This window comes from Dermacoccus sp. CCH2-D9 (assembly GCF_001556795.1).
In the GTDB taxonomy this organism is placed as follows: Bacteria; Actinomycetota; Actinomycetes; order Actinomycetales; family Dermatophilaceae; genus Dermacoccus; species Dermacoccus nishinomiyaensis.
Genome location: NZ_LSJT01000085.1, coordinates 1 through 23,535, shown reverse-complemented (window position 1 = coordinate 23,535; position 23,535 = coordinate 1). Strand labels below are relative to the sequence as shown.

General features: G+C 69.0%; 19 protein-coding genes and 2 tRNA genes. 8 read left to right on the top strand and 13 right to left on the bottom strand.

Going from position 1 to position 23,535, the window contains the following annotated elements; genetic code table 11:
• Nucleotides 1–476: 476 nt before the first annotated feature.
• The 3 genes from AX669_RS07370 to AX669_RS07360 form a co-directional block, all read right to left on the bottom strand.
• Complete coding sequence (locus AX669_RS07370) at nucleotides 477–650, bottom strand: CsbD family protein (RefSeq protein ID WP_006945671.1); 174 nt, start codon at nucleotides 648–650, stop codon at nucleotides 477–479.
• A gap of 62 nt (nucleotides 651–712) precedes the next feature.
• On the bottom strand, nucleotides 713–2,470 hold the full coding sequence (locus AX669_RS07365; RefSeq protein WP_231729479.1) for an ABC-F family ATP-binding cassette domain-containing protein: 1,758 nt from the start codon (nucleotides 2,468–2,470) through the stop codon (nucleotides 713–715).
• 217 nt (nucleotides 2,471–2,687) lie between these two features.
• On the bottom strand, nucleotides 2,688–3,506 hold the full coding sequence (locus tag AX669_RS07360) for a rhodanese-like domain-containing protein (protein WP_231729477.1): 819 nt from the start codon (nucleotides 3,504–3,506) through the stop codon (nucleotides 2,688–2,690).
• Between the two features lie 181 nt (nucleotides 3,507–3,687).
• On the opposite strand from AX669_RS07360, the gene AX669_RS07355 reads away from it, so the two are divergent.
• Entirely contained in the window at nucleotides 3,688–4,410 is a 723-nt protein-coding gene (locus tag AX669_RS07355) for a hypothetical protein (protein ID WP_062257555.1), read from the top strand.
• 103 nt (nucleotides 4,411–4,513) lie between these two features.
• Here the strand turns inward: AX669_RS07355 and AX669_RS07350 are convergent, their stop codons facing one another.
• Complete coding sequence (locus tag AX669_RS07350; RefSeq protein WP_006945659.1) at nucleotides 4,514–5,167, bottom strand: histidine phosphatase family protein; 654 nt, start codon at nucleotides 5,165–5,167, stop codon at nucleotides 4,514–4,516.
• Nucleotides 5,168–5,216: 49 nt separating this feature from the next.
• Here AX669_RS07350 and AX669_RS07345 point away from each other — a divergent pair, with 49 nt between their 5' ends.
• From AX669_RS07345 to nrfD, 4 genes are all read left to right on the top strand, one after another.
• Nucleotides 5,217–5,615 carry an HAD hydrolase-like protein gene (locus tag AX669_RS07345; RefSeq protein ID WP_006945734.1) on the top strand — a complete coding sequence of 133 codons (399 nt, stop codon included), beginning with the start codon at nucleotides 5,217–5,219 and terminating at the stop codon, nucleotides 5,613–5,615.
• A 154-nt stretch (nucleotides 5,616–5,769) separates the two neighbouring features.
• Nucleotides 5,770–9,039 carry a formate dehydrogenase gene (fdh, locus tag AX669_RS07335; RefSeq protein WP_255356531.1) on the top strand — a complete coding sequence of 1,090 codons (3,270 nt, stop codon included), beginning with the start codon at nucleotides 5,770–5,772 and terminating at the stop codon, nucleotides 9,037–9,039.
• A complete protein-coding gene (locus AX669_RS07330) occupies nucleotides 9,039–10,265 on the top strand; it encodes a 4Fe-4S dicluster domain-containing protein (RefSeq protein ID WP_062257551.1) in 1,227 nt (408 codons plus the stop codon). Before fdh ends, AX669_RS07330 begins: the two co-directional genes overlap by 1 nt.
• The gene (nrfD, locus tag AX669_RS07325; protein WP_082740691.1) at nucleotides 10,262–11,605 is read left to right on the top strand and encodes an NrfD/PsrC family molybdoenzyme membrane anchor subunit; all 1,344 of its coding nucleotides are present in this window, start codon (nucleotides 10,262–10,264) and stop codon (nucleotides 11,603–11,605) included. Before AX669_RS07330 ends, nrfD begins: the two co-directional genes overlap by 4 nt.
• A 177-nt stretch (nucleotides 11,606–11,782) precedes the next feature.
• Here the strand turns inward: nrfD and selD are convergent, their stop codons facing one another.
• Complete coding sequence (gene selD, locus AX669_RS07320) at nucleotides 11,783–12,772, bottom strand: selenide, water dikinase SelD (RefSeq protein ID WP_062257546.1); 990 nt, start codon at nucleotides 12,770–12,772, stop codon at nucleotides 11,783–11,785.
• A 122-nt stretch (nucleotides 12,773–12,894) separates the two neighbouring features.
• Here selD and AX669_RS07315 point away from each other — a divergent pair.
• The 3 genes from AX669_RS07315 (at nucleotide 12,895) to selB (ending at nucleotide 16,503) form a co-directional block, all read left to right on the top strand.
• Nucleotides 12,895–12,987 (top strand) — tRNA-Sec (locus AX669_RS07315).
• Between the two features lie 224 nt (nucleotides 12,988–13,211).
• On the top strand, nucleotides 13,212–14,567 hold the full coding sequence (gene selA / locus AX669_RS07310; protein WP_062257544.1) for an L-seryl-tRNA(Sec) selenium transferase: 1,356 nt from the start codon (nucleotides 13,212–13,214) through the stop codon (nucleotides 14,565–14,567).
• 118 nt (nucleotides 14,568–14,685) lie between these two features.
• On the top strand, nucleotides 14,686–16,503 hold the full coding sequence (selB, locus tag AX669_RS07305; protein ID WP_062257561.1) for a selenocysteine-specific translation elongation factor: 1,818 nt from the start codon (nucleotides 14,686–14,688) through the stop codon (nucleotides 16,501–16,503).
• 222 nt (nucleotides 16,504–16,725) lie between these two features.
• Here selB and AX669_RS07300 read toward each other — a convergent pair whose 3' ends face one another.
• The 8 genes from AX669_RS07300 to AX669_RS13910 all read right to left on the bottom strand — a co-directional run.
• Nucleotides 16,726–17,364, bottom strand: coding sequence for a hemerythrin domain-containing protein (locus AX669_RS07300; protein ID WP_062257542.1), 639 nt, complete (start codon nucleotides 17,362–17,364; stop codon nucleotides 16,726–16,728).
• Nucleotides 17,365–17,558: 194 nt separating this feature from the next.
• On the bottom strand, nucleotides 17,559–18,278 hold the full coding sequence (locus tag AX669_RS07295; RefSeq protein ID WP_062257541.1) for a sulfite exporter TauE/SafE family protein: 720 nt from the start codon (nucleotides 18,276–18,278) through the stop codon (nucleotides 17,559–17,561).
• A 106-nt stretch (nucleotides 18,279–18,384) separates the two neighbouring features.
• Nucleotides 18,385–18,457, bottom strand: a tRNA-Arg gene (locus AX669_RS07290).
• Nucleotides 18,458–18,816: 359 nt separating this feature from the next.
• A complete protein-coding gene (locus AX669_RS07285; protein WP_006945667.1) occupies nucleotides 18,817–19,692 on the bottom strand; it encodes an SMP-30/gluconolactonase/LRE family protein in 876 nt (291 codons plus the stop codon).
• 59 nt (nucleotides 19,693–19,751) lie between these two features.
• Nucleotides 19,752–20,327: a peptide deformylase gene (gene def, locus AX669_RS07280; RefSeq protein WP_006945693.1), complete on the bottom strand. Its 576-nt coding sequence runs from the start codon at nucleotides 20,325–20,327 to the stop codon at nucleotides 19,752–19,754.
• Between the two features lie 257 nt (nucleotides 20,328–20,584).
• Nucleotides 20,585–22,153: an APC family permease gene (locus AX669_RS07275; protein ID WP_062257539.1), complete on the bottom strand. Its 1,569-nt coding sequence runs from the start codon at nucleotides 22,151–22,153 to the stop codon at nucleotides 20,585–20,587.
• Nucleotides 22,154–22,192: 39 nt separating this feature from the next.
• On the bottom strand, nucleotides 22,193–23,227 hold the full coding sequence (locus AX669_RS07270; RefSeq protein WP_062257537.1) for a PH domain-containing protein: 1,035 nt from the start codon (nucleotides 23,225–23,227) through the stop codon (nucleotides 22,193–22,195).
• Between the two features lie 4 nt (nucleotides 23,228–23,231).
• Nucleotides 23,232–23,535, bottom strand: a 304-nt coding sequence (locus tag AX669_RS13910) for a hypothetical protein (RefSeq protein ID WP_231729474.1), incomplete at its 5' end; no start/stop codon positions are given.

Here is a 23,535-nt window from a genome sequence, read left to right as displayed (position 1 = left end):
CCGCCGATGCCGATCATCTGGATGTGGCGGTTCTTCAGGTGCTTGGCGTACCCGGTGTCACCGGAGTCGCGCGAATCGGACGCGGCCGAATTCTTCAGCGCGTCAGGAGTCGAGGACATACGTTGCCTTTCATGAACAGGAGGACACCTCGGCCTCGCGCGGGGACGCACGGCGCCGGTCAGGTGTGCCGCTCATCACTGTAGGCCAGCGAGGTGACACCCCTCGCGCCCCATTGTTACGGGAGTGTTGAGGGGGCCTGTGAATGTCGCGTGGGTGACGCGGTCTGACGCTGCGGGGCGGCCTGGGCGAGCGCTCTGGACGCGACGCAACCGAGACCGCATCGTGACGATCGGCCGTCGACGCTGCGCTCGTACCCGGGGGGAGCCTGCAGGGTTGGACCGGGCGGACATACGACACGGGGCGCATCCTCGTCGTGAGGATGCGCCCCGTGACCAAGTAGGCAACGCTTCGGGCAATCAGCCCTTGAAGGCGTCCTTGATCTTCTCGCCGGCCTGCTTGAGGTTGGCGCCCATCTGGTCGCCCTTGCCCTCGGCCTCGAGACCCTGATCGTCGCTCGCCTTGCCGAAGGCCTCCTTGGCCTGGCCGAGCTTCTCGTCCTTGGCGTTGTCGAACTTGTCATCGATACCCATGACATGAACTCCTTTCTCTGGACAACAGTTGCCTCGACCCTACGCCGCTTTCCGGAGCGTGGCTAGGGGGTTTTCTGGGAGCTCAATGCGAGGCGTTCTCCTGCCCAGCGCGAGCGCAGCATGCGGTCGTGGCTCGCGGCGACGACGGCGCCCGGGTAGTCGTCGAGAGCCCGTTCGACGTCCTCGGCGAGCAGGAGCGAGAAGTGGTTGGCCGGTTCGTCGAGCAGCAGCACGTCCGGCGGCAACGCGAGCAGACACGCCAGATCGAGACGACGACGCTGCCCGACGCTGAGGTCGGCCAACGCACGGTTCTCGTCGCGTCCGGCGATGAGGCCGAACGTCGCAAGCGGACGTCGCGCTGCCAGGTCGTCACCGACACGGGCGCGGTAGGCGTCGAGGACGGTGGTGTCGGGCTCGAGGTGCGGGGCGTCGACGTCAGGGCCGGCAGAGGGCTGACGGTCGGACGCGAGCGGTGCCGTGTCCTGGCCGAGCAATCCGACGCTGACGCGGCGCTCGCGATGCACTGACCCCGTGACGGGCTCCAACTCGCCGGCGAGGACGCGCAGCAGCGTCGACTTGCCGCACCCGTTCGGCCCCTCGACGAGGAGGCGCTCGCCGGCGGACACCGTCAGGCTCGTCGGCTCCAGACGCCCCGGAACGCTGACGGCGGACGCCACGAGCAGGGGCCCGCCGGGAAGTTCGGACGGGCGTGAGGCCGCCGCGAGGGAACGCTCGGTGTTGAACCGCAACGTGGCCGGGGGTTTGCGCACCTGCGTCTTCTCGAGTCGCTCCAAGGCCGTGCGCGAATCGTTGACGCGGCGCGCGACGACGGTGGCGTTCTTGTCCGAGTAGAACTTCTTCGCCCCGCGCGCCTCGGTGCGGGGCCCTCGTTCGGGGCGCCCGACGGTGTGGTCGTCCCTCATCTTCGCGCGCAGCCGTTTGAGTTCGGCCTGCTCGTCCTCGTACTGGCGCGCCCAGCGTTCGTGCTCGTCGTGGCGAGCGAGGACGTAGTCGGAGAACGTGCCCGTGAAACACGTGACGCCGTGGGCGGCGCCGGCGTCCGAGGCATCGGAGATGCGGGCGGCGACCCGGTGCGGCAGGGGCCGCGGGTCGAGGTCGATGAGGTCGGTGACGCTCTCGTCGAGGAAGGCACGATCGTGGCTCGCGAGCAGCACCGGGCCGGGCCACGTCAGGAGCATCGATGTGAGCAGCTGCGCGCCACGATCGTCGAGGTGGTTGGTCGGTTCGTCGAGCAGCAGCGTCTGCGGACGGCGGATGAGCGTCCACGCCAAGGAGAAGCGGGCGAGCTGGCCGCCGGAGACCTCGTTCATCGGCGTGTCACGCGCGATTGCGCCGATGCCGAGGCCGTCGACGAGTTCGTCGATCGTGTGCTCGACGTTCCACGCGTCGGCTCGCTCCGCCGCGGCGAGGGCCGCGTCGAGTTCGGTTGCGGCGAGCGCGTCCTCGGCGTTTCGCGCGAGACGCTCGCCCGCGACCTCGACCGCTCGCGCCAGAGCGTGGATCGGCTCGGCGGCGTCGTCGAGCACGTGCTGCGCCGTCAGCGTCAGGGCGAACGGCGCCTGTTGATGATGCAGACCGACGCTGCCGGGCGCGGTGATGCTGCCCGCATCCGGGCGCTCGAGGCCGGCGACGAGGCGCAGAAGCGTCGACTTGCCCGTGCCGTTCTCGCCGATGAGGGCGGCGCGTTCGCCCCCCGCGACGCTGAAGGAGATGTTCGTCAGGACGCGACGGTCGGGGTAGCTCTTCGACACGCCGTCGACGCGCAGGTGGCTGCCGGACGAGCCGCCGGCCGAGGGCAAGGACGATGAATACACAGGCCTCCTGGAGTGGTGGGAACACCCTCACGCTAGGCGGCGTGGCGGGGTGGCGTCACCCGATTTTCAGCGGGCTGGGCGGTCCGTCAGCCAGTTGGCCCGGCGACCTGACGCCCCGACGACGCGACGCCCCGACGACCCAGCGGGCACTCGTCAGCCGGGGCGACATGTCATGTGCCGTCGGGCAGGCGCCCCGCGCTCGTCACTCGGAGGGGCGGGGCTCGTCGACGTCCGCGGCGCCCGTGCCGCTCTCGCGCAGGTGCGTGTCGAGGCTGACGCGTTCGTCGAACACGAAGCACTCGCCGCGCCAGTCGACGTCGGCGTCCGGCATCTGCGCGAAGTAGTTGAGGATGCCGCCCTGAAGCTGGAAGACCTCGAGACCCAGATCCTGCATCCACGGGCTCGACTTCTCGCAGCGGATGCCGCCCGTGCAGTACATCGCGACCTTCGTCCCGCTCTCACGCCACGCAGGCGCGTGCGCCTCGACGTAGTCGGCGAAGTCGCGGAAGTTCTCGACGCCCGGGTCGATCGCCCCCTCGAAGTGGCCGACGCCGAACTCGAAGCTGTTGCGATTGTCGAGGACGATCACGTCGTCGCGCCGGATCAGCTCGCGCCATCGCTGCGGCGCGACGTCGGTGGCACGCACGTCCTCCATGCGGTTCGGCATGTCGAGCCCGTCGACGCCCAGCGGCACGATCTCGCGCTTCGCCTTGACCATCATGCGGCGAAACGGCGGACGTGTGAACGCGGTGCGCTTGGTGACGATGCCGTCGAACAGGGCCCGCGTGACGGCGTCGGCGCTCGCTGCCGCGCGGAAGGCGTCGACCTGTTCGGGCGCTCCGGCGAGCATGCCGTTGACGCCCTCGCTCGCGATGAGGACCGACCCCGTCAAACCCTCGCGCGCAGCGCACAGCTCGCGCACCCGCACGACGGCGGCGTCGACGTCGGGCACCGCGACGAACCGATAGAACGCGATGTGATCGCCACTCGACGGGAGGGCGGACGGAGCGGGAGAGGTCATGGGTGCGAGATCGTCGGAGGGAGCGCCGGGCATGGCGGCATTCTCTCAGCTTCTTCGAACCTGACGGCAGGCGAACGCATGGGCTCGCCTTGTAGTGCACATAGCTTCATCACAGCCGCGGCGGTCAGCGTGCATCCGTCGGGCCACGAACGGTCGAGGCCCACGGATGAAGGAGTCAACCATGGCGAAGAACGGTCGTAAGATCGCCGCCGGCGTCGGCGCAGTGAGCACCCTCGCGGTCTCGGGGGCGGCGCTCGCGAGCTCGCAGACGGTGAGCACCGGCACCTCCACCCCGAACACCACGACGCAGCAGGGCAGCGCCGCCGGCCAGGACGGGCACGGCATGCGCGGCATGCACGACAAGCTGGTCGCGGGGACCGCGGCGACGAACGTCAAGAATGCGGTGAAGGCGAAGGACGCGTCGATCACCGTCAAGGGCGTGCGTCAGGCGCCGGACGGTTCGTACCGCGCGTTCGGCACGAGGTCCGGCAAGCGCGTCATGGTCGAGGTGAGCAAGGACCTCAAGACGGTCACCGTCCGCACCGGCCGGGGTCACGGCCACCACGGTCACCACCGCGGCACCGAGGTGACGGGTACCGCCCTGACCGGCGTCAAGAACGCCGTCAAGGCGAAGGACTCGGGCGTCACCGTCGAGAAGGTCTACAAGGAGAGCGACGGCACCTACCACGCGTTCGGCACGAAGGCGGGTGCGCACGTGCGGACCGACGTCAGCAAGGATCTCAAGACCGTGACTGTGACGGCCGGCAAGCCCGGCGGGCCGGGCGGGCATGACGGACCCCGCCACGATGGCGCGCCGAGCGGCCAGACGCAGGGTGGTTCGGGTTCGACGAGTTCGTCGACCACGGCGCCCACCTTGTCGAGCACGAGCGCGCAGGCTGCCTGATCAGTCGCGTCACGTGGCGCTGCCCGAGTCAGTCCTGACTGACTCGGGCAGCATCATGTGGCTCAGGCGGCGGACGGCTGACGCGATGCGCGCCGCGGGCTATTCAGTCTTCGTCGGCGTTGGCCGTCGGGTCGTCGGCGGCGAGGTCGAGCAGGCGCGGTTCGTCCCAGGCCACGAATCGCCAGGCGCCCGGCCGACCCTCGAGCGTCAGGACGGTCGTGTTGGGGATCCGACGCTGACGCACCTCCCGCGGCGTGAGGTTCTCGCACTGCGACGTCACCCATAGCCGCAGCACCGCGCCATGACTGACGACGGCGAGCGTCGCATCGTCGTCGAGCCCGTCCAGGGAGCGTTCGAGTGCCTCGGTGAACCGTTCGAGCGTCTCCGCGCCGGCGGGGCCACCCGGGATGCGCGCCTCGAGGTCACCGGTGGCCCACGCGTAGGCCGTGTCGAGGTAGATGTCGGCGGCTTCGTGCGTCGTCGCCATCTCGAGATCACCGGCGAAGATCTCACCGAAGCCGGCGTCCTGCGTCAGCGTCAGCCCGCGTTCGGCGGTGAGCGGTCCGGCCGTGAGACGCGCTCGATCGTGGGCGGACGCGACGACTCGATCGATGCGGCGATCGGCGAGGCGCGGCACGAGGTCGTCGGCCTGCGCGTGGCCGAGTTCGGTGAGCCCGGCGCCGGGCAGCGCGGTATCCAGCGCACCGATGACGTTGTTGGGGGTCTGGCCGTGGCGGATGAGCAGGAGGGTGGTCACCCGCTCATCCAATCAGCCGGGGGTGAACATCACCTGATCACGCACGAGCGTGCCCATCCACCGCGCCACCGGCTTCAAGGTCGCCCTGACGACCGGTTTCACCCGCGACGTCGCCGACATGGTGCTCGATGGGGTGGGCTGGCGCGTCGGGCCGCTCGAGGACGGCGGGATGGTCGATGCGCTCGTCACGGCCGACGAGGTGGCGGCGGGGCGTCCCGCGCCGTACATGATCTTCCGGGCGATGGAACGTGCCGGCGTCGTCGACGTCCGAAGGGTCGTAGTCGCGGGCGACACGGGTGCCGATCTCGTCGCGGGTACCCGCAGCGGGGCGGGTCTCGTCGCGGGGGTGCTCTCGGGTTCCGTCTCGCGCGAGACGCTTGAGGCGAGCCCGCACACGCACGTCCTGCCGTCGGTCGTCGAGGTGCTGCAGGAGGCCTGCCCGCAGTGATCTGCGCGACGGCGCGGCAAGAGCTCGAGGCGAGCGAATCTCGCCGCCCGGCAACGTGATCGGCGCTCCGGGCGGCGCCTGACGGTTGGGTTGTCGGCTCTCGGGTCTAGACTTGGACGCAGAACGATCACGCATGCGACGAAAGGGGAGCTCAATGGGTCTGTCACCCCTCGAGTGGCCCGTCCTGCGTCAGGTGCGATCGAAGGATTTCCTCGGTCGCGGCCCGGCAGTGACGAGTGAGAAGACTCGAACGCTCGAACCGCGCACGACGACGGCCGACCGCGTCGTGCAGTCGGTCTGCCCCTATTGCGCCGTCGGCTGCGGCCAGCGCGTGTTCGTCAAGGACGAGAAGGTCGTCGGGATCGAAGGCGATAAAGATTCGCCGATCTCGCGCGGCCGCCTGTGCCCGAAGGGGGCAGCGAGCGAGCAGCTCGTCAACAACCCCTCACGCGTCAAGCAGGTGCTCTACCGCAAGCCGGGTGGCACCGATTGGGAGCCGATCGAGCGCGACAAGGCCATCGACATGGTCGTCGACCGGTTCATCGCCAGCCGCCGCAACGGATGGCAGGAGACGGACGACAAAGGCAACCGCCTGCGTCGCACCATGGGTATCGCCTCGTTGGGTGGAGCAACGCTCGACAACGAGGAGAACTACCTCATCAAGAAGCTGTTCACCGCCGCGGGGGCCATACAGATCGAGAACCAGGCGCGTATTTGACACAGCGCCACGGTTCCCAGTCTGGGAGCCTCGTTCGGGCGTGGTGGAGCCACCAATTCACTGCAGGACATGGCGAACGCCGACCTCATCCTCATCGAGGGGTCGAACATGGCCGAGTGTCACCCGGTGGGTTTCCAGTGGGTGACGGAGGCCAAGGCGCGCGGCGCGAAGGTCATCCACATCGACCCTCGCTTCACGCGCACGTCCGCCGTGGCCGACAAGCACATCCCCATCCGTGGCGGAAGTGACATCGTCTTCCTCGGTGCACTCATCAACCATGTGCTGACGACCGAGTCCTTCTTCCGTGACTACGTCGTCGCCTACACCAACGCGGCAACGATCGTCAGCGACGACTTCGTCGACACCGAGGAGCTCGACGGGCTGTTCTCCGGGTACGACCCGACCACGGGTCAGTACGACCAGAGTTCGTGGCAGTACAAGACGCCGCCCGGCAAACCGGATCAGGGCACCTCGAGTGACGAGAAGAGCGGTTCCTCTGGCCACCAGGCGAGCGGTGGCGCCGAGACGCACGGTTCGGGTGGCCCGACGCTCGCGCATTCGGCCGTGCTGCGCGACGAGACGCTGACCGATCCGATGTGCGTGCTGCAGATCATGAAGCGGCACTACGCGCGCTACACACCGGAGATGGTCGAAGAGGTGTGCGGCGTCTCCAAGGAGGACTTCGCACTCGTCGCCCGCGAGGTCGTCGCCAACTCTGGTCGCGAGCGCACGACGATGTTCGCCTACGCCGTCGGTTGGACCCAGCACGTCGGCGGGGCCCAGATGATTCGCACCGCGGCGATCCTGCAGTTGCTCATGGGTAACGTCGGGCGTCCTGGCGCCGGCATCATGGCGCTGCGCGGACACGCGACGATTCAGGGATCGACCGACATTCCCACACTGTTCAACCTGCTGCCGGGCTACCTTCCGATGCCGCGGGTCTCCGACCACGAGACGCTCGAGGATTACATCGACTCGATCGTGTCGAAGGATGCCAAGGGGTACTGGGCGAATGCCGACAAGTACGCCGTGTCGCTGTTCAAGGCCTGGTACGGCGAGAACGCGACAAGTGCGAACAACTTCGGGCTCGACTACATGCCGCGTCTGTCCGGCGCGCACGGGACGTACCAGACGGTCATGGGCATGATCGAGAACCAGGTCGAGGGTTATTTCGTGCTCGGGCAGAACCCGGCCGTCGGCTCGGCCAACGCCCGTATGCAACGTGAGGGCCTACGCCACCTCAAATGGCTCGTCGTGCGCGACTTCCAGCTCATCGAGACCGCGACGTTCTGGAAGGATGCGCCGGAGATCGCCTCCGGGGAGTGGACGAGTGAGGACATCGACACCGAGGTCTTCTTCTTCCCCGCGGCGACGCACGTCGAGAAGGCCGGTACGTTCACCCAGACCCAACGTCTCGTGCAGTGGCGTCACAAGGCGGTCAACCCGCCGGGCGACGCGCAGAGCGAGCTCGACTTCTTCCACGAGGTCGGGGTGCGCATCCGTGCCAGGCTGGCCGATTCGAGCGACCCCATCGACGAGCCACTCAAGGCGATCACGTGGGATTACCCCAAGGACGAGCACGGCGAGGTCATCGCCGAATCGGTCATGGCCGAGATCAACGGAACCGACTCGGAGGGCAAGCCCCTCGCGACGTACGCGGATCTCAAGGCTGACGGTTCCACGACGTCGGGATGCTGGATCTACGCCGGCATCTACAAGGACGGGGTCAATCAGGCCGCGCGGCGCAAGCCTGGGTACGAGCAGGACGAGACGGCCGCCGAATGGGCGTGGGCGTGGCCCGCGAACCGCCGCACGCTCTACAACCGCGCCTCCGCGGACCGTGAGGGCAAGCCGTGGAGCGAGCGCAAGAAGCTCATCTGGTGGGACGAGGAGAAGGGGCAGTGGGTCGGCAAGGACAACCCCGACTTCCCGCTCAAGACCGCCCCGTCCTACCGTCCGAAGGAGGGTGTGGGTGGGCCCGACGGCCTCGCCGGCGACGATCCGTTCATCATGATGGCGGACGGCAAGGGCTGGCTCTACGCGCCGCTCGGTCTCGTCGACGGCCCGATGCCGACGCACTACGAGGCTGCGGAATCGCCGATGCGCAACCCGCTCTACAGCCAGCAGTCGAACCCGACGCGGGTGACGTTCCGTCGTAAGGACAACCTCAACGCGCCGAGCGAGGGCATGCCGGGTGGCGACGTGTACCCGTACGTGTTCCAGATCGGGCGCCTGACGGAGCATCACACCGCCGGCGGCATGAGCCGTTGGTTGCCGTACCTGTCGGAGCTGCAGCCGTCGATGTTCATCGAGGTCTCACCCGATCTCGCGGCCGAGAAGGGCCTCGAGAACGGCGACTGGGCGACAGTCGTGTCGGCTCGCGCGGCGATCGAGGCGCGTGTGCTCGTCACCGACCGCATGGTGCCGCTCAAGATCGGTGGCCGCATGGTGCACCAGATCGGCATGCCGTACCACTGGGGCAGCGCGAAGTCCGCTGAGGTGCATGGTGATTCGGCGAACGACCTGCTCGGCGTGGTGCTCGATCGCAACACCCAGATCCAGGAGGGCAAGATGGGCATGTGCGACATCCGTCCGGGCCGCCGTCCACAGGATCGGGACGAGTACGAGCAGCTCGTCAGTGAGTACCAGAGCCGCGCCGGCGTCACCGTCGAGACGGGCAACGAGATCTGCCAGGAGTGTGACTGATGAGCCTGGTGACCGAGTACATCCGTTCGCAGTTCGCGGGTGGCGGTGACCCGTCGAAGCAGGCGGGTTGGGGCACCCCGGAGGCGACGACGCTGACGGGTGGTGCGCCCAACGACGTCCTCGCCGAACGCATGGGCTTCTTCACCGACACCTCGATCTGCATCGGCTGCAAGGCCTGCGAGGTCGCGTGCAAGGAGTGGAACCGCAACCCCGAGGACGGGTACGAGTTCACCGGCTACTCCTACGACAACACGGGTGAGCTGGGTGCCGACACGTGGCGTCACGTCGCGTTCGTCGAGCAGTCGGGCGAGCAGATCGCGCGGGCCCGTGAGTCGGGGCGCAAGCTCGTCGACCTCGGCATGCCGACGCTGCGGTCGGCCTCCGGCGCCGGTGCAGAAGTTGCGGGCGGCTCGGGCGAAGCGTCGCACCTCGCCGACCTGCCGGATGACGCCGCGCGCGCCATCCGCGTCGCCGGTGGGCACACCGACTACGCGACCGACGCGCCGTCAGCGCTCGACCCGGGCGCCCCTGCGCTCGACGTCGAACAGGCGCAGGTGGCGGACGAGTTGGCGAGGGTCAACGTGCTCGACATCGTCGCGACCGACAACGGCGTCATGCCGACGGCGCTGCACGAGGCCCAGGATTTCCGGTGGCTCATGGCCTCCGATGTCTGCAAGCACTGCACGCACGCCGGGTGTCTCGACAACTGCCCGACGGGCGCGCTGTTCCGCACCGAGTTCGGCACGGTCGTCGTGCAGGCTGACGTGTGCAACGGCTGCGGCTACTGCGTCGGCGGGTGTCCGTTCGGCGTCATCGAACGGCGTGAGAAGACGGCGACCGTCAATCACGGCAACGCGCAGAAGTGCACGCTGTGCTACGACCGGCTCAAGGAAGGCCAGACGCCCGCGTGCGCGCAGACGTGCCCCACGACATCGATCAAGTTCGGCACGCACGCGGAGATGGTCGCGATCGCGGAGGAGCGCGTCGCGCAGCTGCACGCGCAGGGCATGACGGAGGCGCGCCTCTACGGCGCGAACCTCGACGACGGCGTCGGCGGCACCGGTTCGGTCTTCCTCCTGCTCGACGATCCCGAGGTGTACGGCCTGCCGCCGGACCCGGTGGCGCCGTCGAAGACCTTGCCGGAGTCGTACAAGCGGATGGTCATGGCAGCCGGTGGCATGGTGGCCGTAGCAGCGCTGGCGTTCGTCGGAGGTGGTGTGGCGTGAGCGTGAACTCCCTTGATGCGTATAGGGATCCTGAACCCGAGGGTGGGCGGCGCCGTCGCGGCGGGCGTGGCGGCAAACGTCGTCGTCCGACCGACTGGCTGAACGGTCGCGAGGGCCGCGGTGAGCGCGCGCTCGTGCCGGACGTCGAGTTCCAGAGCTACTACGGGCGTGGCGTCATCAAGCCCGTGCCGTGGGAGTGGCCGATTCCGACGTACCTGTTCTTCGGTGGCCTCGCGGGCGGCTCGCAATTGCTCGCGACCGGCGCGTACCTGACGGGCAACGAACCCCTGCAGCGCGTGACGCGCCTGACGACGGCCGTCGCGGTCGCCGTCTCGGGTGCGTCGCTCATCGGCGACCTGGGTCGCCCGGAGCGCTTCTACAACATGATGCGCGTGGCGAAGCTCAGCTCGCCGATGTCGGTGGGCACGTGGATCCTCTCCGGTTTCAGCGGCGGTGCGATGCCGCTCGCGGCCCTCGAGGTGCTGCGGATGCTGCCGCTCAAGCGAAGCGGCACCGTGACGGGTCTGGTCGGCGCGCTCGATCGCGTGGCCGGGGCTGCAGGCGAGGTCGCGTCGGCGTCCTCGCTCGAGGTGCCGGGGTCGCGGTGGTTGCGGCGGCAGTCGCGTGCTGCGGGTCGTCGTGACGCCGGGTTGCGCGTCAACGGGGCACTCGTCGGCGTCGAGAAGATGCTCGGCGTCACCGAACCGGGATTCGTCGCGCTCGGTGCGTCGATGGCGGCGCCGCTGGCGACCTACACGGCGGTGCTGCTGTCGAACACGTCGACGCCGACGTGGCACGAGTCGCGGCTGTACCTGCCGTTCGTGTTCGGCGGTTCAGCATCGGCCGCGGCGAGCGGCAACGCGATGATGTGGACGCCCGTCGAGAAGGCGGGCCCCGCCCGGGCGCTAGCGCTCATCGGGTCGGCCGTCGACCTCGGCGTGCTCAATGGTCTCGAGAAGCACCTCGACGCCCAGGGCGTCGGTGAGCCGCTGCACCACGGCACTGCCGGCAAGCTCAACAAGGCGAGCATGGCGCTCAACGTCGCCGGGTTTGTCGGGACGGCGCTGTTCGCGCGACGCTCGCGCGTGGCGTCCGTCGTCTCCGGGGCCTGCTTCGTCGCTGGCTCGGTGTGCACGCGCTTCGCGGTGTTCGAAGCCGGCATGGAATCGGCGAAGGACCCGAAGTACACGATGGGGCCGCAGCGCCGCCGCCTCGACGCGCGTGGCGGGACGGAGAACATCACGACGGGCCCGCGTCTGGCCTCGTCGGATGATGCCCCCCGCACCGCGGATGGGCGCCGACCGCTGCCTGGCCCGGACGGCAAGCCCGTCAACCTCTGAGCGCTCGCGTGTCTGGCGGGTCGGTTCGTCGGCTGGCCGGATCTGTGCACGAGAAATGCGCATCTGCACCGGGATTGTGACTGCTGATACCCGTGCAGATGCGCATTTATCGTGCAGCTGTGACGTTCGAGTCGCGGGGCGGCGGCCGTCCTGGCTGGTTGTCGGATTGCGGCCGTGTCAGCGCACGCTGATGCCGGGGGCGCCGCCGTCGAGGGGGAGGGTGCGGCCGATCACGGGCGCGCCGGGCACCTCGCCGATGACGAGGAGGCCGCCGGACGTCTGAGCGTCCGCGAGCAGCAGCAGTTCGTCTTCGCCGATCCCGTCGGCTGCGGTGATGTGCTCACGCACCCAGTCGAGGTTGCGGCGCGTGCCGCCGGAGACGTAACCCTCGGCTGCGGCGTCGCGGGCGCCGTCGATGTACGGCACGGCAGCGGAGTCGATCTCGGCGCGAACGCCCGAGGCGCGGCACATCTTCCACAGGTGGCCGAGCAGACCGAAACCGGTGACGTCCGTCGCCGCCGTGACACCCGCCGCGACGGCGGCGATCGACGCGTCGCGGTTGAGCGTCGTCATCACCTCGATGGCCTGCGGGAACACCTCGCCCGTCGACTTGTGCTTGTTGTTGAGCACACCGACGCCGAGCGGCTTCGTCAGAGAGATGGGCAGGCCCGCCTCGGCGGCGTCGTTGCGCATGAGCTTGCCCGGGTCGGCGATGCCGGTGACGGCCATGCCGAACTTGGGCTCCGGATCGTCGATCGAATGGCCGCCGATGACGGGGCAGTTCGCCTGCGCACCGACGTCGGCGCCGCCTCGGAGCACCTCGGCCATGATGTCGAGGCCGAGCACGTCGCGCGGCCAACCGACGAGGTTGATGGCGACGACGGGGGTGCCGCCCATCGCGTAGATGTCGCTGAGCGCGTTCGCGGCGGCGATGCGACCGAAGTCGTACGGGTCGTCGACGACAGGGGTGAAGAAGTCAGCCGTCGAGAGCACCGCCTGCTCGCCGACGCGGACGGCGGCTGCGTCGTCACCGTCGTCGAGGCCGACGATGACGCTCGGATTAGGCTTCCCCACGAGGTGCTTCACCGCCTCCTCGAGCTCGCCGGGCGGGATCTTGCACGCGCACCCGCCACCATGGGCGTACTGCGTCAGACGAATCGACTCCATGCATCCGACCCTACGCCGTAGCCCCTGACAACGACCCCGACGGGTACGCCGCGCGGACCCCGCCCGCCCATTGCCCCGGCGCACCCACGACCCCAGCGCCCCTATGATTGACACGCGCCAAGGGAGGCGTCCGGGTTCCTGGTGGGCCCCCCGGTCTTCAAAACCGGTGAAACCGAGCATCTCGGTTTGGCAGGTTCGATTCCTGTCCGCCTCCGCAAGTCTCAGGGCCCCGCGAGCTGGGGGGCTTCTCGCATGTGTCGTCATTGGCCCGTCTTCCGGCCGCGTGGGCTCGCCGCCGCGGCTCGGAGCGACGCGCCACGGAGGGTCACTCGAGCCATGAGTGCGCCGCAGCGGCGAAGGGCGTGAAAACCGTTGCTGCACAGGGTTGTCAGACCTGCCCGATAGGTTGGGGCGCATCAGCACTCGACCTGGAGGAACGATGGCCACGAGCGACGACCCACGTCGACGCATCCCGCGCACCGACGAGCTCCTCGCACGCTTCGCCGACGAGGTAGGCGCGCTCGGACGCGACGCTGTGAAGCGCGCCATCGTCTCTGCCCAGGCCGACGTCCGCGCGGGCACCATCAGCCCCGACGGCATCGACGCGGCCATCGCATTGCGCCTGCCCGAGTCGGCCACCACCCTGCGAGCGATCCTCAACGCAACGGGCGTCGTCGTGCACACCAACATCGGGCGCGCGCCTCTCAGCGACGCCGCCGTCGAGGCACTCGGTCGCGCTGCGGGGTACGTCGACGTCGAGTTCGACCCCGTCACTGCCACGCGCGCCAAGCGCGGCCGCGCGACGCTCGACGCGCTCCAGGAGCGGGTGCCGGACGCGGGCGGCGCACTGGTCGTCAACAACGGCGCGGCGGCACTGCTGCTCGCCTGCCTCGCGATCGCCGGGGACACGGACGTCCTCGTCAGCCGCGGCGAACTCATCGAGATCGGCGACGGCTTCCGTCTGCCCGAGTTGCTGCAGTCGGCCGGGGCCCGCCTCGTCGGGGTAGGCATGACGAATCGCACGCATCTGCGCGACTACGAGAACGCCATCGTCGACGCCGAACGTCACGGCCGCCGGGTGGGCGCCGTGCTCAAGATCCACACGAGCAACTATCGCGTCGAAGGGTTCGCCGGGGTGCCAGGCGTGCGCGATCTCTCGGCGCTCGGCGTCCCCGTCATCGCGGACGTCGGCAGCGGCCTGCTCGCCCCCGAACGGGTGCTGCCCGACGAGCCCGACGCGACGAGCTGGCTGCGTGACGGCGCGACGGTCGTCACCGCGAGCGGCGACAAGCTGCTCGGCGGGCCGCAAGCGGGGCTCGTTCTCGGCGACGCCGACGCCGTGGAACGCGTCCGCCGCCACCCGATGGCCCGCGCGATGCGCGTCGACAAGCTGACGCTCGCCGCTCTCGAAGCCACCCTGCGCGGCCCCGAACCCCCCGTTACCCGCGCCCTGCACGAGACGCGCGACTCGCTTCGTCAGCGCACGACACACCTCGCGGCGGCCATCGCTGACGTCGTTCCGGGCGCCGAAATCGTCGACGTCATCGGACGCGTCGGTGGGGGAGGCGCGCCTGGTTTCGAGCTGCCGAGCCTCGCCGTCGCCCTGCCCGAGCCCTTCGCGGAGGCGCTACGCCTCGGACGCCCGTGCGTCCTGGCCCGCACCGCGCTTGGACGCTGCCTCGTCGACCTGCGGTGCGTCCCTGCGTCATCGGACGCCGACGTCGCCGCCGCGATCCGGGCCGTCGCTGTAGGCAACGAATCCGGCACCCCAGCTGACGACGGAGGACGCGCATGACGGTGAACGCGCGGCGTGATGCCACGGCCCCGTCGGCGACGACACCGCTGATCCCCGCCAGGGGCTACGTCGCCGAGCGCAGCGGCGGCGCGGTGCGGCTCGCGGGGAGTGAGTGCTGATGCGCGTCGTCGCGACGGCCGGTCACGTCGACCACGGCAAGAGCACCCTCGTGCGGGCTCTCACGGGCACCGACCCGGATCGGCTCGAGGAGGAGAAGAAGCGTGGCCTGACGATCGATCTCGGGTTCGCGGGGCTCGACCTGCCGTCGGGCGAGAAGCTCGCATTCGTCGACGTGCCCGGCCACCGTCGCTTCATCGGCAACATGCTCGCGGGCCTCGGGCCGGCGCCGGCCGTCATGCTCGTCGTCGCCGCGGATCAGGGGTGGCAGGCGCAATCACGCGAGCACCTCGACGCCATCGACGCACTCGGTCTCAGGCACGGCCTGCTCGTCATCACGCGCTGTGGCCTGGCGACGCCCGAGCGCGTCGCCGAGGTGCGTGAGACAGCGCTCGGCCACATCGCCGCGACGTCACTCGAAGTTGTCGACGTCGTCGAGACCGATGCCGTCAGCGGCCGTGGCATCGACGAACTGCGGTGCGCCCTCGACGATCTCGTCGCGCAGATGCCACCCGTGGACACGGTTTCCCCTGTGCGGTTGTGGGTCGACCGTTCGTTCTCCGTCAAGGGCACCGGCACCGTGGTCACCGGCACGCTCGCGGCGGGCACGCTGCGTCTCGGGGACGAGTTGGAGGTGGGTGACGAACGAGCGGTCGTGCGTTCGTTGCAGGTGCTCGGGCAGCGTCATGACGAGGTCGCGCCGGTCTCGCGCGTCGCGGTCGCTCTGCGAGGTCTGCACACCGACGACGTGCCGCGCGGCACGCCCCTGCTGACGCCGGGGTCGGCGTCGTGGGTGAACGTCCTCGACGTGCGCAGCGAGAGCGGGCATGAGTGGCAGGATGCGTCGGCGGAGGTCAGCGTCCACATCGGCACAGCGTCCGTCGAGGCGCGGGTGCGACCGTTCGACGAGCGTCACGCGCGGTTGACGCTGAGCGATCCGCTGCCGTTGCGGCTGGAGGATCGCATCATCGTGCGCGATGCGTCAGCGGGGCGGATCCATTGCGGGGCAACGGTGCTCGACCTCGACCCGGCGGCATTGACGAGGCGCGGCGCCGGTCGGGAGCGCGCGCGTGTCCTAGCCGGTCACGCGGTCGCGCAGCTCGAACCGCTCGTCGCCGAGCGCGGCTGGGTGCGCGACGAGTGGGTCATCGCCGTCGGGGCCCGCCGGCCCGAGGTGCTGCGCGAGGGGCTGCCCCTGCCGGGGGAGGGCCTGGGTCGTGTCGAGGGACTCGTCGTGCACGAGAAACAGGCGACGGCTTGGCGCGCCGCGATCATCGAGGCGATCACCGCTGACGCCGCCGACCCCTTGAGCCCCGGGTTGCCGTCAGGCGCCATCGAGACGCGCCTCGGCGTGCCCCGACGTCTGCTGCCCGCCCTCGTCGAGTCATGCGGCGTGACGAACCCTGATGCGGGTCTCGTGATCCGCGACGGGCGGGTCGTCGGCTCACGCCACGGCTCATCGTTCGGTGCCGATGAAGCGGCCCTGGAGCAACTTCGAGAACGGCTGCGCGCCAACCCGTTCGATGCCCCCGAAGCCGACGACCTCGTGGCGCTCCGCCTCGGCAACCGGCAGCTCGCCGCGGCTGCACAGCGCGGAGCGATCCTGCGACTCAAGGCCGAGCCCGCCGACATCGTCCTGCTGCCCGACGCGCCCACGCGAGCGATGCGCGAGCTCGCAAGACTGCCGCAACCGTTCACGACGAGCGAGGCGCGCCAGGCGCTCGGCACGACGCGCCGCGTCGTCATCCCCCTGCTCGAGCATCTCGACGCGCGAGGCTGGACGCGGCGTGACGGCAACGCGCGCGTCGTCGTGCGCTGAATCGTGCTGGGACGGGGCAGAGCGCAGCACCGTCGGACGGAGCGTCGGAATCGCGTCCGTCTGAGGCGCACCCGAGCGCGCCGGGGGCGCACCATCCGCCCCCGGCGCCGACGGACCGCCGCTCGGGGCCGATCTTCGACGTGCGTCCAGCCGCACAGACGTAGCAACGCGCCACCGCTGGGAAGGACCCAGCGATGGCGCGTCGCGTTCGATCAGGGGAGCTCAGTCGTCGTCGCCTTCCGGGTCGTCGGCCTTGAGCGACGGCTCGGGGTGGGCGCTGACGCGCGTCGACGTCTGCTCCTTCGCCTGAGCGGCTGCGGCGCGGACGGCGCCGCTCGGGCCGGCCTTCTCGGCGTCGGCGATGAAGCGCTCGGGGTTCTTGTCCTCGATCGTCAGCGGCTTCGACCACGACGCCGCGAGGTGGCGCAGGAAGTTGATGCCGACCTGGTGACGCAGTTCGAGGCTCGCCTGCTGACGGAAGTCGGCCAGGTCCTGACGCTCTTCCTCGGCCATGTGGTCGGAGTTCGCGATGTTGGCCTGGACGACGGCCTCCCACCAGTCTTTCGACCCGGTCGTGGCGGCGTCCGCGCGCTTGATGGCGTCGCGCAGCAGGTTGTGGTCGTGGATCGCGTCCTCGACCTGCTCGTCGTTGCTCTCGGCGTCTGCGCCGCCGGTGCCGATCTTGACGAGTTCGGGGTAGAAGTACAGCTCCTCCGCCTCAGCGTGCAGCTCGAGGAAGATGCGCAGCTGGCTCCACAGCGCGGCCAGACCGTCGGTGTCGTCGCGCGGCCACTCCTCGAGCACGGCGAACGCGCGTCGCTGAGCGGTGTGCTGCTGCAGGATGATCTCGGTGATGTCCATGGCTACCTCCGTGAGACGGCCCCGGAATCGGGGGCTGTTTGCCCTCAATCTCACGCTGGCGAAGGGCGTTGCGCCAGCAAGGTGCACCTATGCGACAAAGCGTTCGTGACGGGGACGTCGCGCCCAGCGTCGCGGGCTCGATGACGACGCGCGGGACGCGGACGGCGTGGCGCTCGCCGTCGAGAGGGACGCGTTCAGGTGAGCGCGACGCGGACGATGACGGCGAGGGCGCTGACCGTCGCGAGCGCGAGGATGCTGTGGCGGAAGCGCACCGCGTCGATCGAGTGCCGCAACGGCTGCGCCGCGAGAGCGCCCACGGCCATGAACGGCAGCCACGCGAGCCCGGCACGCAGACCGTCAGCGCTGATCTGGCCGCCGATCGCGAGGCCGAGCAGTGAACTCAGTGAGCCGAAGAGGAAGAACGGCGCGAGTGTCGAGCGTGCCTGCTGCCGTGTGAGTTCCTGCAGGGCGAGGCCGAAGAACGGGCCGCCGATCGACGCCGTCGTCGCCGAGATGCCCGTCAAGGCTCCGGCGCCGAGGGCGATGCCCGACGGCGGGCGTACGCGCCAGCGCGTGAGCGATCCGGCGACGGCGACGAGCACCATGCCGGCCACGAGGAGTGACGTGACGGTGTGCGACGCGTTGGCCGCGAGCCAGACGCCGAGTGGCATCGTCGCGAGGCGGCCTGCCATCGCCCACCCGAACGGCCGCCACCGGATGTCACGGTGGGCCCGAGCCATCTCCAGCACGGGCAGTGGCAGGACAACGAATAGCAGTGCCGCCGGCATGACTTGCGGAGCGACCATGACGACGAACGGCGCTGCGACGACGGCGAGGCCGAACCCGGCGATGCGTTGCACGAAGGCGCCGACGCCGACGACGAGACCGAGGACCAGCAGGGTGGTGAGCGGCATCGGACCCCACTTCGGCGAAGGTTGTCGGGCCGCGCGGAGAGCAAGGCCCGGACATAGCAAAAACCCCCGGCGAGCCGGGGGTTCTTTCCTCTGTCTCAACACAGAGCGCACCCGTAGGGATTCGAACCCCAAACCTTCTGATCCGTAGTCAGATGCTCTATCCGTTGAGCTACGGGTGCTTGCTGCTCGGCCTCAGCGGCCTCTGCAACGAGATAGAACTCTACACGCATCCTCGGGGGAACGCTAATCGGCTCGGCCGCCCCTTGTGAACCGGCCTGTGCCCCTCCGCCAGCCCCGCCTGTCATGACCTGCGATTTTCATCCACATCGGCGAATCGCGTCCCCATCCGCGATCCACGTTCACACGCGCGAACGGCGTCCACATCTGCGAATCAGCGTCACATTCGCACGCGTCGGCGCGAGTCGTCGTGACACGGGTCGCCCTGGTGGCAACGTCCGTTGAATGGGGACGTAAATCGCCGATGTGGACGCGGTTCGCGGAAGGGTCAAGAATCGTACATGGGGACGGACTGGTGCGGTCAGCCGGTGAAGGGGAGGGTGCGTTGACCGCGGATACCCGGCGTACAGACGAAGAGGGCGCCGGCGTCGGGCTCCGCGTCGTCCGGCAGGTTCTCTCGCGAGGTCGTGATGAACAGCTGGTCGAGGTCGTCGCCGCCGAAGGCCGGGCACGTCACCAGGCTCGGCCCCACCTCGACGATCTCGCTGAGCGAGCCGTCAGCGTCGTAGCGACGCACGGCGGAGCCGCCGAACAGCGCCGTCCACACTCCGCCTTCGGCGTCGACCGTCAGCCCGTCGGGGTGGCCGATGCCGTCCTCGAGCCGGACGAAGGGCCGACGGTTCGTCAGGCCGGTCTCGGCGCTCCAGTCGAACACCCAGATGATGCGGGTCGGCGTGTCGTTGTAGTAGGCGAGCGTGCCGTCGGGCGACCAGCACAGGCCGTTCGAGATGGTGACGTCACCGAAGACATGGCTCGTCGACCGGTCCGGCGCCAGCCGCCACATCGATGCCGCGCCCTCGCTCTGGTCGTAGGCCATCGACCCCATGTAGAACGACCCGTCGGGGGCGCATCCACCGTCGTTGAACCGGGTGCGCGGCTCGTGCGTCGACGGCCACAGATCGGCGGTGTGCTCCAGATCGGCGAAGTCGACCGAACGCGTCAGTGCGAAACCACGCTCCGTCGCGACGATCGCGCCTCCACCTGCGCGCGGACGCAGCGCTGCCGCGACGTCCCCGACGTGGAATCGGGTGACATCACCGCCCGGCTGGAGCTCGAGGACGTCCCCGGCCAGCATGTCGACGTAGCGCAGCGCCGGGTGGCCGCCGCCCCAATCGTCGGCCCAGATGACGCCCTCACCGTGGTAGGCGTGCGGTTTCGCGACAGCTTCAGCCTTCATGACGTCAGGCTATATCGGGCGGCAACGCTCCGCGACGATGCTCGGATGCCGCTGTCGGCTCAGACGTCCTCGGCCTTGAGTTCGGTCGGGTCCCACTTGGTGATGCCGTCGTACTGCCAGCCGCGGTCCTTGACCGCCTCGCGCGACTCGAGGCGCATCGTCGGCGTGAGGCGGTCGAGGTAGAGGTAGCCGTCGAGGTGGTCGGTCTCGTGCTGCAGCATGCGGGCGAAGAAGCCGTGCCCCTCGATGACGATCTCGTTCCCGTCGAGGTCGGTGCCCGTCACCTTCGCCCAGTCGGCCCGCGCCGTCGGGAAGTGCTCGCCGGGCACCGACAGGCAACCCTCGTTGTCGTTCTCCTCGTCGGCCTCGCCGGCAGGCACGCGACCCTTCTCGAGCTTCGGGTTGATGACGACGCCGCGGCGGTTATCGCCGAGTTCGTCGTCGGGACAGTCGAAGACGAAGATGCGCTGCTTGACGCCGACCTGGTTGGCTGCGAGGCCGACGCCGTTCGCCGCCTCCATCGTCTCGAACATGTCCTCGACGAGGGCGCGCGTGTCGTCGGTGATCTCCTTGACCCGCTTCGTGGGTGCGTGCAGGGCCTTGTGGCCGACGATGGTGATGGGGCGAACAGCCATGAGGAACCTCGAAGAACGCGGGTCGGCGGGTGGGCGTCGATCATTCTAGGGCCCTCGGGTGGGGCGACCGGGTGCATGGGTGCTCGCCGACGTGATCGAGCGAAATCGGCGGGATCGAGTGCCCCGACGCTCGATCCCACCGATTCCGCTCGATCGCGGGCGCGGGTGAGCTGCGACAAGAGGCGACGGAGCACGTCGAAGCCCCTCGACCCGACGATGCGGGTGAGGGGCTTCGAGATGAAACGAGGCGAGTGTGCTCAGTAGCGTCGCTCGTTCTTGCGCAGCGCCTCGGCGCCGTCACCGACCGACGTGTCGAGGTCGGTGGCGTAGACGCCGTCACCGACGCCGCCCTGCAGCTGCGGGTTGCGACCGACGCGCGAGTGGCCGCGGCCGTAGAAGAAGTAGATCGCGAAGCCGATGAGGAGCCACACCACGAAACGCAGCCACGTCTCGACGGGCAGGTTGAGCATGAGGTAGAGGCACACAGCGGCGGCGACCCACGGGAGGACGGGGCTGCCCGGCACCTTGAACGGGCGCTCGAGGTCGGGGCGCTTCTTGCGCAGCACGGGCACGGCCAGGCTGACGAGGAAGAACGCCGACAGGGTGCCGATGTTGACCATCTCCTCGAACTCACCGATCGGGATGGTCGCCGCTGCGACCGCGATGATGAAGCCCATGACGAGCGTCATCGGGACCGGCGTGCCCGTCTTGGGGTTCGTGCGTGCCATGCCCATCGGCAGCAGGCCGTCGCGCGACATCGCGTACATGACGCGGGTGGCGCCGATCATCAGCGTCATGACGACCGTGGCGAGACCCGCGACGGCGCCGGCTGCGATGATCTGCGCGTACCCGGGATGTCCGTGATCGCGGAAGGCCGCGGCGAGTGCGCCCTTGGGGTCGATCTTGTCGTAGCTCACCATGCCGGTGATGACGAGGCAGACGGAGACGTAGAGGATCGTGCAGATCGCGAGCGAGCCGATGATGCCGATCGGCAGGTCGCGCTTCGGGTTGCGCGTCTCCTCGGCGGTGGTCGCGACGACGTCGAAGCCGATGTAGGCGAAGAACACGAGGGCTGCGCCGGAGATGACGCCCATGACGCCGAACGCCTGCGGTTCCATGCCCGTCATGAGCTCCCACAGGGGGCGCTTGAGCGTGTCGGACGTGCTCTCGAGGTGCTGAGCCGGCGGCACGAACGGGGTGTAGTTCGACGTGTTGATGTACTGGATGCCCATCACGATGATGAACAGCACGATGAACAGCTTGACGGCGACGAGCGTTAGGTTGACGCGCATCGACTCCTTGATGCCCGTCGCGATGACGCAGGTGAGCACGGCGACGAGGCCGAAGGCGGCGATGTCGAAGTGGGTGAACCAGCCGGTGCCGCCCTGCAGATTGTCGGGCAGCTTCAACCCCCACTCACCGAACAGGATGTTGAAGTACGCGCTCCAACCCTGGGCGACGACGCCCGCGGCGAGGATGAGCTCGAGAAGCAGATCCCAGCCCACGATCCAGGCGATGAGTTCGCCCATCGTCGCGTAGGAGAACGTGTAGGCCGAGCCCGAGACGGGCACCGCCGACGACAGCTCGGCGTAGCACAGGGCCGCGAGACCGCAGCAGAAGGCGCCGATGAGGAACGAGATGACGATGGCGGGGCCCGCCATCGTGTGCGCGGCTCGCCCCGTCACCGTGAAGATGCCGGCGCCGATGATGACGCCGATGCCGAAGACCGTCAGGTCGAGCGCTGACAGGTTCTTCTTCAGCTGGAACTCGGAGGCTTCCGAGTCTGCGATCGACGCTTCGATCGACTTGGTGCGCAAAAGGCTCATGTGAGCGCCCTTTCACCGGATGGTTGGAACCGTGTGAGATTACGTTCCGTCTCGCCATGTGGAGCCATCGTCCACATCGTGGTCGCGACCTCGTCGGCGGACGGGTTGAGGTGAGGTCGCGTGTTCACGGCTCACCCACCAGGCCGATTCGTCACCCTGCTCGGGCGACGTCTCGTCCCTGTCATGCCGCTGACGGTACGTGTGATCGGTGTCACTGTGGGGGTTTGGGTGACCAACCGTGACAAATCCGTGAGGATCGGTGTCGTCCTCGGCGGCTCGACGTTGCCCGCGGCCGTAGCGAGCTCGGGGCTGACGGACCGCGAGGGGGCGGGTGTCGTCGCCGCCTGACGGGCCGTGACGCTGCGACTCATGACGCTGCGATTCGCGGCGCGGCGTCTCGCGGCGTTGTTCGTCGTCGGACCAGCCGACGCCATCCCACGACTCGTCATGCTGCGACTCGTCGCGCCAGTCGTCCTCGACCCACGGGTCACGCCATTCGTCGTCGTAGCCCTCGTCGTCGGCGTGCCGCGCGTCCGCGTGCCCGCTGGGGCGCGGGTCGTCCTCGTCCTCGAAACCGAAGATGAGCCCGCAGATGTCGCGGTATTTCTCGTCGGGGTTGCGCACGTAGTCGATGACGTTGAGCGCCTGCTCCTGACCCGCCGACTCGATCTTGAACGTGCCGTAGCCGAGCAGCCGCGCGGCGGGCGAGCGGTTGTACGACATGTCCGTCACCTTCGACAGCGGCATCATCGCCACCTTCTTGACGAACAACCCGTGCAATAGGATGAGGCGCTTGTTCGTGATGACGAACGTCTGGTCCCACCATTCGACGACGCGCCAGGCGAGGTGCGCGGCGAGGACGAGCCAGATCCACCACGCGGCGTTCGTCAGCGGGCCCATCCAGGCGGGCGCGCAGATGCCCGCGACGATGACGAGGACGAACCCGACGACGCACGAGGTGATGGCGGGCAGCACGCGCGCCCAGTGCTGCTTCATCTCGAGGACGACGTCCTCACCGCGCGCGAGATAACCGGCGACGCGGTCGCTCGCCTGATGTGGGCGCAGTGGGCCCATGGGTTCAGTTCTTGCCGAGCAGCGCGTCGAAGAATTCGCGCAGGTTGGTGACGGCGTTGCGCAGCACGTCGCCGACGGCGCGCACGACGTCGGCCGACTTCGCGGGGCTCGAGAAGACGGCGTAGATGATGAACGCGAACAACAAGAACTTCAGGATCGACTTGAAGTTGATCTTGTCCATGGCGTCGTCTCTTTCTGGTGGGTGGAGCGCGCGGGGGAAGGCACGGGCAACTCTCGCATCCTTGCAGGGTTCACCCATGCTGCGGCGCAGGCGCGCCGAACCGTTTTCGCGGCGCTCGCCGGCGGGT

Coding starts and splice junctions, on each gene's coding strand:
- AX669_RS07370 (WP_006945671.1), bottom strand. CDS start 650: ATGGGTATCGATGACAAGTTCGACAACGCCAAGGACGAGAAGCTCGGC.
- AX669_RS07360 (WP_231729477.1), bottom strand. CDS start 3,506: ATGACCTCTCCCGCTCCGTCCGCCCTCCCGTCGAGTGGCGATCACATC.
- AX669_RS07355 (WP_062257555.1), top strand. CDS start 3,688: ATGGCGAAGAACGGTCGTAAGATCGCCGCCGGCGTCGGCGCAGTGAGC.
- AX669_RS07330 (WP_062257551.1), top strand. CDS start 9,039: ATGAGCCTGGTGACCGAGTACATCCGTTCGCAGTTCGCGGGTGGCGGT.
- selD (WP_062257546.1), bottom strand. CDS start 12,772: ATGGAGTCGATTCGTCTGACGCAGTACGCCCATGGTGGCGGGTGCGCG.
- selA (WP_062257544.1), top strand. CDS start 13,212: ATGGCCACGAGCGACGACCCACGTCGACGCATCCCGCGCACCGACGAG.
- selB (WP_062257561.1), top strand. CDS start 14,686: ATGCGCGTCGTCGCGACGGCCGGTCACGTCGACCACGGCAAGAGCACC.
- AX669_RS07300 (WP_062257542.1), bottom strand. CDS start 17,364: ATGGACATCACCGAGATCATCCTGCAGCAGCACACCGCTCAGCGACGC.
- AX669_RS07295 (WP_062257541.1), bottom strand. CDS start 18,278: ATGCCGCTCACCACCCTGCTGGTCCTCGGTCTCGTCGTCGGCGTCGGC.
- AX669_RS07285 (WP_006945667.1), bottom strand. CDS start 19,692: ATGAAGGCTGAAGCTGTCGCGAAACCGCACGCCTACCACGGTGAGGGC.
- def (WP_006945693.1), bottom strand. CDS start 20,327: ATGGCTGTTCGCCCCATCACCATCGTCGGCCACAAGGCCCTGCACGCA.
- AX669_RS07275 (WP_062257539.1), bottom strand. CDS start 22,153: ATGAGCCTTTTGCGCACCAAGTCGATCGAAGCGTCGATCGCAGACTCG.
- AX669_RS07270 (WP_062257537.1), bottom strand. CDS start 23,227: ATGGGCCCACTGCGCCCACATCAGGCGAGCGACCGCGTCGCCGGTTAT.